Here is a 13,256-nt window from a genome sequence, read left to right on the forward strand (position 1 = left end):
GTCAAGGTCGAAAAATTGTCTATTTTTACTGTTTTTATTTAGCTTTACGGATCAAAGTATCTACAGCAGTATTTTATGAATAATGCAGATTGTATAAAGCTTCACATTTTTGTTTTTCATACTCTTATAGTGGCGTCGTTTTTCTTATGCAGAAGATTACACCATTTATTCAGTTACGCACTCATCTTAAAGAAATTTACTTTGTTTATTCTATTGCTTTAGTGGCATAATGCAAAGTCTATGGCGTACTATCATATTTACTTATTCCTAATGTACAGAGCTACTTTTGCATTAAGTTCCACAAGAATGCAGAGTAAGTTTTCTCAAGTGGTTTTATTTATGTGTCTCTTCTTACTATATCATGCGAGCAAATTTTTTGAGAATTTATCATCAGAGGGAGAAATAAGAAAATTTAACCCTATTCTCATTCTTTAATATGGGAAAACAACGCATTATCTTTACGCATCAATGTATTTTTATTGGATATCTCTTCTTGCATGATAGCCTTTTCAATTTTTGGCAGGATTTTGTTCTGATAAATTTGCCACGTTAAGGGGCCAACATGTTTAGCAATAATAATGTGCTCTTTATTCAAAAGAAAGGTTTCTGGTGCTCCATATACTCCCCAGTTAATGGCTGTATATCCTGAAGCATCAAAGCCAATTACTTTAAAAGGGTTTCCAAAACGATTCAGAAAGCGTTGAGCGTTTTCTTTATTATCTTTATAATTAATACCAATAAGATCAAAACGTTTATCTTGTGCAATCTTCATTAAAAACGGATGTTCTTTACGACAGGCAGAACACCAAGATCCCCAAAAATTGATTAATATTACACGTCCTTTCAATTGGTCTGAATGGAGGAAATGATTTTCATTGACAAGAAGGGGAAGACTTATTAGGGGAGCTGATTTTTCAACGAATCTGTTTGGCAGAAGGGAAGTATCATTGGGGTATTTTCTCCCTATAAGATAGAAGAAAAGCACAGTGAGAAAAAGAAAAAACACAAATGGTCCCAAAAGACCAAACACGATAGATAAAGATGTGTTTTTTTTAATTTTTTGAGGGGTATTTTTCATTATGTTTTTCTTTCCAAAACAGCTCTTTTTTGTTCAACTGTTGTAGGATTTTTTTTTGATAGAGAGCTTTGCAAAGGATGTGACTCATAAGGCACAGAAGGAGGATTGCGGAAAGCATGTAACTCAAAATAACAATTTGCTTGTGGTGAAGAGTACCAAGAAAAAAGTCAATTTGCTGAGAGAGATTTCCTAAAAGTCCACTATGAATGCTATTAAAATCAGGCATGATGAAAATTCCTAATGTTGCGCATGACGGGCTTTTTTTCTTTGAAGTATCTGGATATGACGGCTGTTGATTTCGTTGCGCATAGCCATCAAATAGAATAAAATAAACAGAAAGCTAAAGCAAAATATCATTGCGATAAGGGGCCATAACATAGCACGCTCGATTGTTGGTCCCCCTGAACGTAAGAGCGATGAAGACTGATGGAGTGTATTCCACCAATTAACAGAAAATTTGATAATAGGAATATTGACAAGTCCAACGAGTGTGAGAATGGCTGTTGCGCGTGCAGCTTTTTCTTGATTATGGAAAGCACGAGCAAGCATGACAATGGCAAGGTAGATAAAAAATAAGATCAAAACTGATGTGAGTCGTGCATCCCATACCCACCATGTTCCCCATGTAGGGCGTCCCCAAAGCGCGCCTGTTATCAGAGCCAAGGCTGTAAAGATTGCTCCAATAGGTGCACCACATTTAAGTGCTACATCAGCAAGATGATATCTCCAAATCAGACTCCCTAAAGCAGCAGCACTTATGATGATATAACAAAATGTAGAGAGCCACGCGAATGGTACATGAATATACATAATCTTAACGGTAATACCTTGCTGATAGTCATCAGGAGAATACATAATTAGAATAAGTCCTAGGATAAGAAGGACCAATGTCATACTGGTTAACCAAGGCAAAACAACACGACTTATTTTCATAAAACGGATTAAACTTACTGGGAGTGTCCCCATGTTATGTCTGTGAGATATTTCATTCATGAAATTTATAATAGGCAGAGTTTTTCTGTGCAGCAATCCTCTTTTACTCTTCTGCTAAAAGCTTGAGTGTTATAGCAGCAACAAAGGAACTAAAAAGACTTAAAAGAAGTGAGAAAGCGATAAGAAGAGTCAAGGAACTAAGAAAAGAGGCACTTGGATTTGTTGGAGCTGTAGCGGCTGAAACGCCAAAAATCACGATAGGAATGATCCATGGTAAGATAATAATAAAGATGAGAAGAGTGCTATGTAACAATGACGTTGCAAGGGCAGCTCCTATAGCGCCAATGAAAATAATAGCAGGTGTTCCACATAAGAGGGTGAGTATTGTTGTAAAAGTTGTTATTGCATCGAGATGGAGCATGAATGCTAAAATTGGTGTAGCAAAAATAAGAGGAAGCATTGTTCCTGCCCAATGGGCGAGGCATTTAGTAAATACAATCAGAGTAAAACTTTGTCTTTGTCCAGAAAGAATGAATTGATCAAGACTTCCATCATCATGATCGGTTTGAAAAAGTTTATTGAGATTAAGGAGTCCTGCAAGAAGGGTCCCAAACCATAATATGCCAGGGCCTATTTGTGCAAGTATTTTAGGATCTGGCCCAATGGCAAAAGGAGTTATCATAATAACGGCGATGAAAAACAACAGCCCTTTTAATGAAGAGGCTTGTGGTGCTAGAGTTAATTTAAGATCACGCCAGAACAATGCTTTCATTTTTTATCTTTCTTGGAGAGGGAAGAATTTTTCCAAAGCAATATTATGATTTTCTGGAATACCGAGGGGGTGATGGGTTGCAGCAATAATCATACCACCTTGGTTTAGATGATGCTGAAAAATATGAGCAAAGAGACTTTGCGCATAGCTATCAATGCCCGATATTGGTTCATCTAAAATCCAAATAGGACGATAGGAGAGCAAAAGACGGGCAATAGCTACGCGTCTTTTTTGTCCAGTTGACAAGACATGAAAAGGTAAGTGTTCAAGATCAGAAAGACCAATATCAACAAGGGCTTCATGTGGAGAGCGTAGATATTGTCCATAAAATGCTGACCAAAATTGTAGATTATCGATGACAGATAAAAAAGGTTTCATAGCGTTTTGGGGAGCAAGATAATGGCACGCAGTTGCTACCGGATATGTTTGTTCTTGGTCTTTAAGGATGACATTGCCTTCAGTGGCTTTAAGAAGACCAACAATGATTCGCAGTAATGTAGATTTACCGATGCCATTTGGACCTGTGATGGTCATAAGTTGCTGTGGGAGTAGACAAAAAGAAAGACCTTGAAACAGAACCTCTTCGTTTCTGTGAGCTGCTAAATCTATGCCCAATAACACCATGTGTGTACCTATTTTTCTTTTATTTCTATAATCTTTATTGCAGTATAAGATAAAAAACATGTTTTTTATGTAATTATATCTAGAATAGTTCTAGAAATAGTTTTATAAAGCTTGTATTACATCAAAATCTGGTGGAGAATGGTTTTTATTTCCGATTTCTGAATTTGCTGATGAAAAGGTAGAGGAGGAAATGGAAGGGAGAAGTTATTGCGTCTTCACTCAAGCTGCGACCTTGACTCGTGGTTTGTGTTGTTTGTTCCGGAAAATTAGATGGTTTGTAGTATGAGGGTGGACAGTCGTGACTCAAATTGATAGCTTTAATTGTCGTAGAATTTTAAATGTTTGTGGCAAGGAATATACTTATTATAGTTTGATCGAAGCGGAGAAAAATGGACTTAACGGCATTTCTCGCTTACCGTTTTCGATGAAAGTAATTCTTGAAAATTTATTACGGTTTGAAGATGGACGTACGGTTAAGAAAGAAGATATCTTAAACGTTGCTAAGTGGTTAAATGATAAAGGCAATGCTAGAGCAGAAATCGCCTATCGCCCTACACGCGTTCTTATGCAAGATTTTACAGGTGTTCCTGCGGTCGTTGACCTTTCTGCGATGCGTGATGCTATGGTTAAACTTGAAGGGAATGCTGAAAAAATCAATCCTCTCATTCCTGTTGATCTTATCATTGATCACTCCATTATCGTTGATGACTTTGGCAATCCCATGGCTTTTAAGGAAAATGTTGAGCATGAATATGAGCGCAATGGTGAGCGCTATCGTTTCTTGAAATGGGGTCAGCAAGCATTTCAAAATTTTCGCGTTGTTCCTCCAGGAACAGGGATCTGTCATCAGGTGAACCTAGAATATTTAGCGCAATGCGTGTGGTTGAAGGGTGAGGAGCAGCATCAGACGGTTTATCCTGATACTTGTGTGGGGACTGATTCGCATACGACTATGGTGAATGGTTTGGGTGTTTTAGGTTGGGGCGTTGGTGGTATTGAAGCTGAAGCCGCAATGTTAGGTCAGCCCGTTTCTATGTTATTGCCTGAGGTGATTGGTTTCCGTCTCACAGGTAAACTTAAAGAAGGTGTAACAGCGACCGATTTAGTGTTGATGGTAACACAAATTTTACGCAAGAAGGGTGTTGTTGGTAAATTTGTTGAGTTTTTTGGTCCTGGTCTAGAACATATGACGCTTGCTGATCGAGCAACGATTGCAAATATGGCTCCCGAATATGGAGCAACCTGTGGTTTTTTCCCCATTGATAAGGAAACAGTACGCTATCTCCATATGACAGGGCGTGATGAGAATCGTATAGCGTTAGTGGAAGCTTATTCCAAGGCGCAAGGGATGTGGCATGATGAAGCTATAATCGATCCCATTTTTAGTGATACAATAGAATTAGATATGGAAAATGTTGTGCCTTCTATGGCCGGTCCTAAACGTCCTGAAGGGCGTATTGCATTGGAAAGTGTCGGGCAAGGCTTTGAGAAAGCATTAGTCGAGGATTATAAGAAGACTTCTGAGCAAGATAGTCGTTATCAGGTTGAAGGGGAGGAATATGCGCTTGGTCATGGCGATGTGGTGATTGCTGCCATTACTTCTTGCACGAATACATCAAATCCAAGCGTTCTTATTGCTGCGGGTCTTTTAGCACGTAATGCTGTAGCGAAAGGTCTCAAAAGCAAACCATGGGTTAAGACTTCTCTTGCGCCTGGTTCACAAGTTGTTGAAGCTTATCTATGCAATTCAGGGCTGCAAAAAGATTTGGATGCACTAGGGTTTAATTTAGTCGGATTTGGATGCACAACATGTATTGGAAATTCTGGTCCTTTGTATCCTGCTATTTCTAAAACGATTAATCATCATGGTCTCATTGCCGCTGCAGTTCTTTCCGGAAATCGTAATTTTGAAGGGCGTGTATCACCCGATGTGCAAGCAAATTATTTAGCTTCACCACCATTAGTTGTTGCACATGCTTTGACAGGAACTGTGCGTAAAGATTTAACCAAAGAGCCTCTTGGAACAGGTTCAGATGGCCAACCAGTCTATTTGAGAGATATTTGGCCAACCTCTCAAGAAATACAAGAATTTATCGAAAAGAATGTCACGCGTAAGATTTTTGCTGAAAAATATGCGGATGTCTTTAAGGGGGATGAAAATTGGCAAAAAGTTAAGGTTCCAACAGGGGTAACATATGCTTGGGACGAACAGTCAACATATGTGCGTAATCCGCCTTATTTTGATGATATGCGGAAGACGCCTGAGGTCTTGCCAGATATTAAAGATGCACGGATTTTAGGTTTGTTTGGTGATAAAATCACAACGGATCATATTTCTCCTGCTGGTTCCATTAAGATTGATTCTCCTGCTGGAAAATATTTAACGGATCATGGGGTGAAGATGGCTGATTTTAATCAATATGGAACGCGTCGTGGGAATCATGAAGTGATGATGCGTGGAACCTTTGCCAATATTCGCATTCGTAACTTCATGCTAGGAGAAAATGGTCGTGAAGGAGGCTATACAGTTCATTATTCATCAGGAACAGAGCAAGCCATTTATGATGCAGCCATAGCATATAAACAAGAAGGCGTTCCGCTGGTTATTTTTGCTGGTATTGAATACGGCAATGGGTCGTCTCGTGATTGGGCAGCCAAAGGGACTAACCTTCTTGGTGTAAAAGCAGTGATTGCTCAATCTTTTGAGCGGATTCATCGTTCTAATCTTGTTGGTATGGGAATTGTTCCCTTTGTATTTGAAGAGGATACGAGCTGGAGATCTTTGGGTTTAAAGGGGGATGAAAAGGTAACCATTGAAGGGATTCATAACTTAAAACCTCGTCAAAAAACTGTTGCCACCATCACTTTTTCTGATGGGATGATAATAACTGTTCCATTATTATGCCGTGTTGATACTGAAGACGAGTTAGATTATTTGCACCATGGTGGTATTTTGCAATATGTTTTGCGTAATTTGGCAGTTTAAACCGCATTTATGCGTTTAGGATTGTCTTTAAACGACGAAGATCTCAAAAGGTTAGGGTTTGTTTTTTTATACTTAATCTGTGAAAATTCGATTGACGTTGGTTTAAGGATTGCGTTATAAGCTGCACAGTTATTGGCAGCTTTATAGTATTGCTTGAATTAGATTTATTTGGATTGGTAGAGATATTATTGAGACTAACCATATCCGATGCGTTGAAAGAAAGATATATTTATGGCGAATACACCTTCCGCTCGAAAAGCGGTACGCAAAGTTGTGGCACGCACACAGGTTAATAAGGCACGCCGTTCGCGCGTTCGTACTTTTATTCGTAAGTTTGATGATGCTGTGGCTGGTGGTGATAAGGCATCTGCGGAAATAGCATTTAAGAATTTTGAACCTGAAATTATGCGTGCTGTTTCCAAAGGCGTTTTTCATAAAAATGCTGCTGCGCGAAAAGTATCGCGTTTAGCAAAGCGTTTGAAAGCTCTGAGCGTTTAAACTTTTTCGATTTTATTAAAGATTTAAAAATCAGACCAGCATCTATGGATGCTGGTTTTTTATTTTCCCAAAATGCGTCACTTTTTAAGAGAGGGAATCAGTGATGATTCCTTCTATGAGAAAGACGAGAAGATTTATAGAGTTTGTATGGTTATCCACAAGCTTTGTGGATTTTTACAGAGTCTTTTTTGTCAAGCATTTTTATTTTTTTTTTTTAATCCGAAGGGATTCTTTAATTATTGGTAAATTTAGAGAAAAAAAATGAATTGAATCAATAATTTTCCTCATCTTTAATTTATATGAGCAGGTTTATAGGAGGTTTTGATTTTATTTTGACCCCTTGCATTTTACCTCTGCTGTTTTGTATGTTTCTCATGGAGACTAGAAACATGCAGGGTTCACATCAGTTTGTTATCCTGTGGTATGTATGAGTATAAGATGCTTGAGTTTAAGCTGTCATATGCTCTCATGTTGGATAGATTTTTTCTAACGTGTTTTTTGTTTCTTTGTTGGTATGTTGGCCATTTTAGAAGAATGGGTCATATCATGAGTGCAAGTAAATCTTATTGGTCATCTTTATTGGTGGGGTTGTAATGAAACTATCCTAGGGGAGGGTAAGTAATCTTATTTGGGGTAGGGCGTTTTGCCTTTGCTATGTTGGTTTTTAGCGATTTGGCAGAACAAAATTTTTATTTTTATCAGGATGAAAGATGGTGGATAAATTGAACTCTAAAGCTAGTTCCTTTAAAAGGGTTTCGGTGAATATCCTGTCGGCAGAAAAAGTAATCAAGATGACGGACAGTGGTGGAGCAGTGAGTAGAAATATTTCTGGAGGTTTTCCTATTATTTCAGAGGAGGAGGGTGCGGCGGCTTTTGCGCGGGTGATGGCCCAGTTAAAGGCGCAGGTTGGTATTGAGGCTTATACCAGTTGGTTTGGTCGTGTAAAGCTTGCTGAATATAGTCGTAATCTTGTAAAGCTTTCTGTTCCCACAGCATTTTTACGTTCATGGATTAATAATCACTATGGTTCTCTTTTGGTAAATTTGTGGAAACAAGAGAACGCAGCGATTCTTCGTGTTGAAGTTATTGTTCGTGGTATGAAACGCGTTTCTGGAGGTGTGGTTTGTAAAACAAGTGCAGCTCCTGTTGTTTTGGAAGAACAAACGACTCCGCTTTTTGTTGAGAATTACACAGAGAATTCTGTAAAGAGTGTTCAAGCGGGTGTTTTTGGTTCACCACTTGATTCTCGCTATACGTTTGAAAGTTTTGTGGAGGGTTCTTCTAATCGTGTTGCTTTAGCTGCTGCGCGTTCGATTGCAGAAGGGCATAAAAGTGCTTTAAGGTTTAATCCTCTTTTTGTTCATGCCTCTGTTGGTTTAGGGAAAACACATTTGCTTCAAGCTATTGCGGCAGAGGCTTTGAAGCGTTTAACGCCTGCGCGTGTTATTTATTTGACTGCTGAATATTTTATGTGGCGTTTTGCAACGGCGATTCGTGATAATGATGCTCTTTCTTTTAAAGAGCAGTTGCGTGATATTGATCTTCTCATTATTGATGATATGCAATTTTTGCAAGGAAAGTCGATTCAGCACGAGTTTTGTCATTTACTTAATATGTTGCTTGATAGTGCGAAACAAGTTGTTGTCGCTGCGGATCGTCCACCAGCAGAATTAGAATCGCTTGACCTTCGGGTTCGGTCTCGTCTTCAGGGCGGGGTCGCCCTTGAAATTGAGGCGCCAGATTATGAAATGCGTTTGAAAATGCTACAGCAGCGATTGAAGGTAGCACAGCAAGATGATAATACGCTTTCGATTTCTGATGATATTCTAGAATATATTGCAAGGACAGTTTTAGGATCAGGACGTGATATTGAGGGAGCATTTAATCAACTCTTGTTCCGCCAATCATTTGAAACGGATTTATCCTTAGAGCGGATTGATGAATTATTGGGCCATTTGACACGTTCTGGTGAGCCTAAGCGCATTCGAATCGAAGAAATTCAGCGTACGGTTGCACGTCATTATAATGTTTCTAAACAAGATTTATTATCCAATCGTCGGACACGTACAGTTGTCAAACCGCGGCAAGTTGCGATGTATTTAGCAAAAATGTTGACGCCTCGCTCGTTGCCAGAAATTGGGCGTCGTTTTGGTGGTCGTGATCATACGACAGTTTTACACGCAGTTCGTAAAATTGAAGATTTGGTTTGTGGTGATCAGACATTGGCCAAAGAGCTTGAATTGCTTAAACGATTAATTGGAGAGCAGGCTGCTTAGTATTTACAGTCTTTCCTTATTTTAAAAGAAATAGTGCAGGGGGGGGGATGCTAGCTTTTTTCTTATACAAGTGTCACTTGCCATTTTAAGAGAGGTTGAATAAAATCTGGCGAATGATTCTTAAGGAAATAGGTTATTTTTCTAGAGAATTTCTATAGTTTTTAGTGAATTGTAACGGAGATTTTATGCGTATTACAGTTGATCGCAGTCAGTTTCTTAAATCTCTTGGTCGTGTTCACCGTGTGGTGGAACGTCGTAATACCGTTCCTATTTTATCAAATGTTTTGATTGATGCAGAGAATGGAAATGTGCAGTTAAAAGCGACAGATCTTGATTTAGAGGTTACGGAATCTTTTACAGTCAATGTTGAACAAGCAGGAGCAATAACTGTACCAGCATATTTGTTATATGACATAGTTCGAAAACTTCCTGATGGAAGTGAAATTGTCTTATCAGTCGATGAAAATCAAGCAAGCACAATGTCTGTCGTTTCGGGTTGTGCGCATTTTCAGCTTCAGTGTCTTCCAAAGATAGATTTTCCTGAGTCCCTTCCAGGTCAGTTTGGTTATCGTTTTTCTCTATCGGCTTCAGGATTGAAACATTTACTTGATTGTACGCAATTTGCTATTTCTACAGAAGAAACCCGTTATTATCTCAATGGGATTTATTTTCATGTTGTGAATGATGGAATTTTGAAGTTGCGTTTGGTTGCGACTGATGGTCATCGTTTGGCACAAGTTGATATGGAAGCTCCTTCAGGTGTTGATGGTATGCCAGGTGTCATTATTCCTCGTAAAACTGTAGGAGAATTGCAAAAGCTTCTTGCGGAAGAAATTGATGGTGATGTGTGTGTAGAAGTTTCAGAGACAAAAATTCGTTTTTCTGTAGGTTCTGTGGTTTTTACATCGAAATTAATTGATGGAACATTTCCAGATTATCAACGTGTTATCCCTCTTGAAAATGATAAAAAATTAATTGTTAACAGACAGGATTTTTCTTCTGCTGTTGATCGTGTTTCAACGATTTCGAGTGATCGTGGACGTGCGGTGAAATTAACGATTGAGTGTGGACAATTGAGGCTTGTCGTTAATAATCCTGATTCAGGTAGTGCGGAAGATCAATTAGCGGCAACTTATACATCGGATCCGCTTGAGATAGGGTTTAATTCACGTTATCTTTTGGATATTGCTGGGCAACTTTCCAGTGATGAGGTGGTTTTTATGTTGGCAGATGCTGTAGCACCAGCTCTGATTCGTGATAATGATGATTCAGATGCGCTTTATGTGCTGATGCCCATTCGCGTTTAGGGACCATTGTTTTGCAATGCATAGCTGGTCATGTGCACAAAGTGGCAGTGAGGCAGCTAAAGCTTGTGCATTATCGCAATTATTCCTCCTTTAATATCCTTTTTTCCGGTCAGCATGTGGTTTTTACTGGCCATAATGGTGCTGGTAAGACGAATCTTTTAGAAGCGTTATCTTTTCTTTCTCCTGGTCGCGGTTTGCGGCGTGCTGCTTATTCTGACGTTAGTTTTGCAAATGGTGGTGGTAAAGGATTTGTTGTCTTTGCACGTCTTGAATGTGCTCTTTATGGCGAAGTAAAGATTGGTACAGCATTTGAACTTGAGACTAATAGTCGAAAAATACATATTAATGGTGTGAATGAGCCAGGTGATTGCTTAACAGATTACTGTCATATCAGTATTCTTACACCTTCTATGGATGGGCTTTTTACAGGACCTTCTCTTGAGCGGCGTCGTTTTTTAGATCGTATGGTTTTGGCTATTGATCCTTTGCATAGTCGTCGCATAGCAGATTATGATAAGGTGATGCGTGCGCGCAATCGTTTATTTTTGGATGGCAATGAAAATTATGCTTGGTTTAATGCGTTAGAAAAGCAGATGGCAGAACTGGCAACGGCTATTGCTGCGGCACGTATTGATGTTATTCGGCTTTTAAATGATCTGTTTGTACAAACGCCATCTCAGAGAGCTTTTCCACGCGCTTTTTTACAAATTAATGGTTTTTTAGAAACCGCTTTGAGTAAATTATCGGCTGTTGAGGTTGAAGAGCAATTTTATGATCGATTGCGACATAACCGTGCAATAGATCGAGCAGCTGGAAGGACTCTGGAAGGCCCCCATCGCACAGATTTACAAGTTTTTTATGCTGATAAAAACATGGCTGCGACATCTTGTTCTACGGGTGAGCAAAAGGCGTTGCTAACAAGTTTGGTTTTGTGTCATGCGCGTTTAACAGGTATGATGTCGCAAAGGGCGCCTATACTTCTTCTTGATGAAATGGCAGCACATCTTGATTCTCATCGGCGTGCTGCTTTATTTGATATTCTTGATGATTTAGGGGGGCAAACATTTATGACAGGAACAGACCGCATTTTATTTAATTCCTTAAAAGGACGAGCAGAGTTTTTTGAGATTAAGGATGGAGCTTTATTTCAGTAAAAACGTGCTCAATTTTTTTGAGAAAGAATGGTCGAGAAAAAGAGGCTTATGATGTCTGGAATTATAACGGTTTTAAATGGTCCTAATTTAAATTTTCTTGGGAAACGTGAGCCAGAAATTTATGGAACTAAAACTCTAGAAGATATTGAAAAATTTTGCAAGGAATGGGCAACAAGAGCTGGGTTAATTGTACATTTCCATCAAAGCAATTATGAAGGGCAATTGGTAGAATGGATACAGGAAGCGGTTGGAATGAGTGCAGGATTGATTATCAATCCTGCTGCTTATAGCCATACTTCTGTTGCAATTCTTGATGCTTTAAAAATGTTTACAGGGACAAAAGTAGAGGTTCATTTGTCTCATATTTATCATCGTGAAGCTTTTCGCCAGCACTCTTATACGTCTGCTGGTGTGGATGCTGTCATTGCTGGTTGTGGGAGTGATGGGTATTGGTTTGCGCTTGAATATATTGCCAAGAGGTTTAAATTTGGCATAGAGGAATTAAAAGTTGTATAATGTCGAGGAGAGCATTTGAATTTACTTGATAATTCTTTTTAAATCGGTAAGCATATTATTAAGATTTTGTCATGTTTTGATGGCAACTTCTGATATGTATGATGGGGCAGGTGAAATGAAAAACTTTGTTAAACAAATAAAAATTCTCGTAATTTTAGGAGTTGTGTTGCTTTTATCAGGTTGTAAGTTTGACGTTCTTCACCCGGCGGGATATGTTGCACGGCAACAGCTTATTTTGATTGTTATTTGTGTTGCTGTTATGCTTTGTGTTGTGATTCCAGTCATGGTGAGTGTGGTATTTTTGGCCATTAAATATCATGCGTCAAATACGTCTGCGGAATATTTACCTGATTGGGGGCATTCCAATAAAATTGAAGCATTGATGTGGGGCATTCCAATTGTTATCGTGTCTGTTTTGGGTGCATTGACTGCCTATTACACCTATAAGCTTGAACCCGAAAATCCGCTTCCCACGGAAATTGTTGGGGAAGGAGAGCCGTTGCAAATAAATGTTGTGGCTACGGATTGGAAATGGGTTTTTATTTATCCTCAATATGGGATTGCAGCAGTCAATGAAGTTTATGCACCTGAAGGTCGCCAGGTTTTATTGCAGTTGACATCAGAGAATTCTGTTAATGCTTTTTGGGTACCAAAACTGGGCACAGTTCTTTATGCGATGCCGCAAATGAATTCTAAATTGCATTTGATAGCTGATAAGCAAGGAGTATTCAAAGGAGTTTCGGCGAATTACAGTGGTGATGGTTTCGCAGGAATGCGGTTTAAATGGCATTCTGTATCTTTGCAGGATTTTGATAAGTGGGTTGCTAAAGCTCGGGCCCATGGTCAAGTACTTGATCGTGCATCTTATCGTCAGCTTTCTATTGCGCCTCGTATGGGTGATATTGCTGCGAAGGAAAAGGATGCTGAGGTACGTTATTTTGCACCTGTTGAGAAGCAGCTCTACTACCGGATTGTTAATCGATGTGTTGATGCAAATACGGTGTGTAATGAAGATTTAATGAAGCGAGCTGCGGCTCAGACACTTTGGGGTGCACTTTGTTCAGTTTTTGATCCTGATGGTTATTGAGTGCATCAATCGAGAAAGAGACCTT

General features: G+C 39.1%; 12 protein-coding genes. 7 read left to right on the forward strand and 5 right to left on the reverse strand.

Going from position 1 to position 13,256, the window contains the following annotated elements; translation table 11 throughout:
• Window positions 1–424: 424 nt before the first annotated feature.
• From PVV68_RS02950 to ccmA, 5 genes are read right to left on the reverse strand one after another with little or no spacing between them, the layout of a single operon-like run.
• Window positions 425–1,078, reverse strand: coding sequence for a DsbE family thiol:disulfide interchange protein (locus tag PVV68_RS02950; protein ID WP_273756389.1), 654 nt, complete (start codon window positions 1,076–1,078; stop codon window positions 425–427).
• Entirely contained in the window at window positions 1,053–1,304 is a 252-nt protein-coding gene (locus PVV68_RS02955) for a hypothetical protein (RefSeq protein ID WP_273756390.1), read from the reverse strand. Before PVV68_RS02955 ends, PVV68_RS02950 begins: the two co-directional genes overlap by 26 nt.
• 11 nt (window positions 1,305–1,315) lie before the next feature.
• A complete protein-coding gene (locus PVV68_RS02960) occupies window positions 1,316–2,071 on the reverse strand; it encodes a heme ABC transporter permease (protein WP_273782651.1) in 756 nt (251 codons plus the stop codon).
• A gap of 43 nt (window positions 2,072–2,114) precedes the next feature.
• Window positions 2,115–2,783 (reverse strand): heme exporter protein CcmB, encoded by a 669-nt coding sequence (gene ccmB, locus PVV68_RS02965; RefSeq protein ID WP_273756392.1) that lies wholly within the window; start codon window positions 2,781–2,783, stop codon window positions 2,115–2,117.
• A gap of 3 nt (window positions 2,784–2,786) precedes the next feature.
• Window positions 2,787–3,407, reverse strand: coding sequence for a heme ABC exporter ATP-binding protein CcmA (gene ccmA / locus PVV68_RS02970; RefSeq protein WP_273720196.1), 621 nt, complete (start codon window positions 3,405–3,407; stop codon window positions 2,787–2,789).
• Between the two features lie 298 nt (window positions 3,408–3,705).
• On the opposite strand from ccmA, the gene acnA reads away from it, so the two are divergent.
• From acnA to cyoA, 7 genes are all read left to right on the forward strand, one after another.
• Window positions 3,706–6,393 (forward strand): aconitate hydratase AcnA, encoded by a 2,688-nt coding sequence (gene acnA / locus PVV68_RS02975; RefSeq protein WP_273782653.1) that lies wholly within the window; start codon window positions 3,706–3,708, stop codon window positions 6,391–6,393.
• A gap of 231 nt (window positions 6,394–6,624) precedes the next feature.
• A complete protein-coding gene (gene rpsT / locus PVV68_RS02980) occupies window positions 6,625–6,891 on the forward strand; it encodes a 30S ribosomal protein S20 (RefSeq protein ID WP_273720194.1) in 267 nt (88 codons plus the stop codon).
• A 710-nt stretch (window positions 6,892–7,601) separates the two neighbouring features.
• Window positions 7,602–9,167: a chromosomal replication initiator protein DnaA gene (gene dnaA / locus PVV68_RS02985; RefSeq protein WP_273720192.1), complete on the forward strand. Its 1,566-nt coding sequence runs from the start codon at window positions 7,602–7,604 to the stop codon at window positions 9,165–9,167.
• Between the two features lie 185 nt (window positions 9,168–9,352).
• Window positions 9,353–10,474: a DNA polymerase III subunit beta gene (gene dnaN / locus PVV68_RS02990; protein WP_273720190.1), complete on the forward strand. Its 1,122-nt coding sequence runs from the start codon at window positions 9,353–9,355 to the stop codon at window positions 10,472–10,474.
• Between the two features lie 20 nt (window positions 10,475–10,494).
• Window positions 10,495–11,628: a DNA replication/repair protein RecF gene (gene recF / locus PVV68_RS02995; protein ID WP_273720297.1), complete on the forward strand. Its 1,134-nt coding sequence runs from the start codon at window positions 10,495–10,497 to the stop codon at window positions 11,626–11,628.
• A gap of 51 nt (window positions 11,629–11,679) precedes the next feature.
• Window positions 11,680–12,144, forward strand: a complete 465-nt coding sequence (aroQ, locus tag PVV68_RS03000) for a type II 3-dehydroquinate dehydratase (protein ID WP_273720296.1) — start codon at window positions 11,680–11,682, stop codon at window positions 12,142–12,144.
• Window positions 12,145–12,259: 115 nt separating this feature from the next.
• Window positions 12,260–13,231: a ubiquinol oxidase subunit II gene (gene cyoA / locus PVV68_RS03005; protein WP_273720295.1), complete on the forward strand. Its 972-nt coding sequence runs from the start codon at window positions 12,260–12,262 to the stop codon at window positions 13,229–13,231.
• The last annotated feature ends 25 nt before the right edge of the window (window positions 13,232–13,256 follow it).

The sequence above is a fragment of the Bartonella sp. ML69XJBT genome (genome assembly GCF_028618515.1).
In the GTDB taxonomy this organism is placed as follows: domain Bacteria; phylum Pseudomonadota; class Alphaproteobacteria; order Rhizobiales; family Rhizobiaceae; genus Bartonella.

Excerpts from the sequence above, each read along its gene's own strand:
- PVV68_RS02950 (WP_273756389.1), bottom strand. The coding sequence starts at position 1,078 with ATGAAAAATACCCCTCAAAAAATTAAAAAAAACACATCTTTATCTATC.
- PVV68_RS02955 (WP_273756390.1), bottom strand. The coding sequence starts at position 1,304 with ATGCCTGATTTTAATAGCATTCATAGTGGACTTTTAGGAAATCTCTCT.
- PVV68_RS02960 (WP_273782651.1), bottom strand. The coding sequence starts at position 2,071 with ATGAATGAAATATCTCACAGACATAACATGGGGACACTCCCAGTAAGT.
- ccmB (WP_273756392.1), bottom strand. The coding sequence starts at position 2,783 with ATGAAAGCATTGTTCTGGCGTGATCTTAAATTAACTCTAGCACCACAA.
- ccmA (WP_273720196.1), bottom strand. The coding sequence starts at position 3,407 with ATGGTGTTATTGGGCATAGATTTAGCAGCTCACAGAAACGAAGAGGTT.
- rpsT (WP_273720194.1), top strand. The coding sequence starts at position 6,625 with ATGGCGAATACACCTTCCGCTCGAAAAGCGGTACGCAAAGTTGTGGCA.
- dnaA (WP_273720192.1), top strand. The coding sequence starts at position 7,602 with ATGGTGGATAAATTGAACTCTAAAGCTAGTTCCTTTAAAAGGGTTTCG.
- dnaN (WP_273720190.1), top strand. The coding sequence starts at position 9,353 with ATGCGTATTACAGTTGATCGCAGTCAGTTTCTTAAATCTCTTGGTCGT.
- aroQ (WP_273720296.1), top strand. The coding sequence starts at position 11,680 with ATGTCTGGAATTATAACGGTTTTAAATGGTCCTAATTTAAATTTTCTT.
- cyoA (WP_273720295.1), top strand. The coding sequence starts at position 12,260 with ATGAAAAACTTTGTTAAACAAATAAAAATTCTCGTAATTTTAGGAGTT.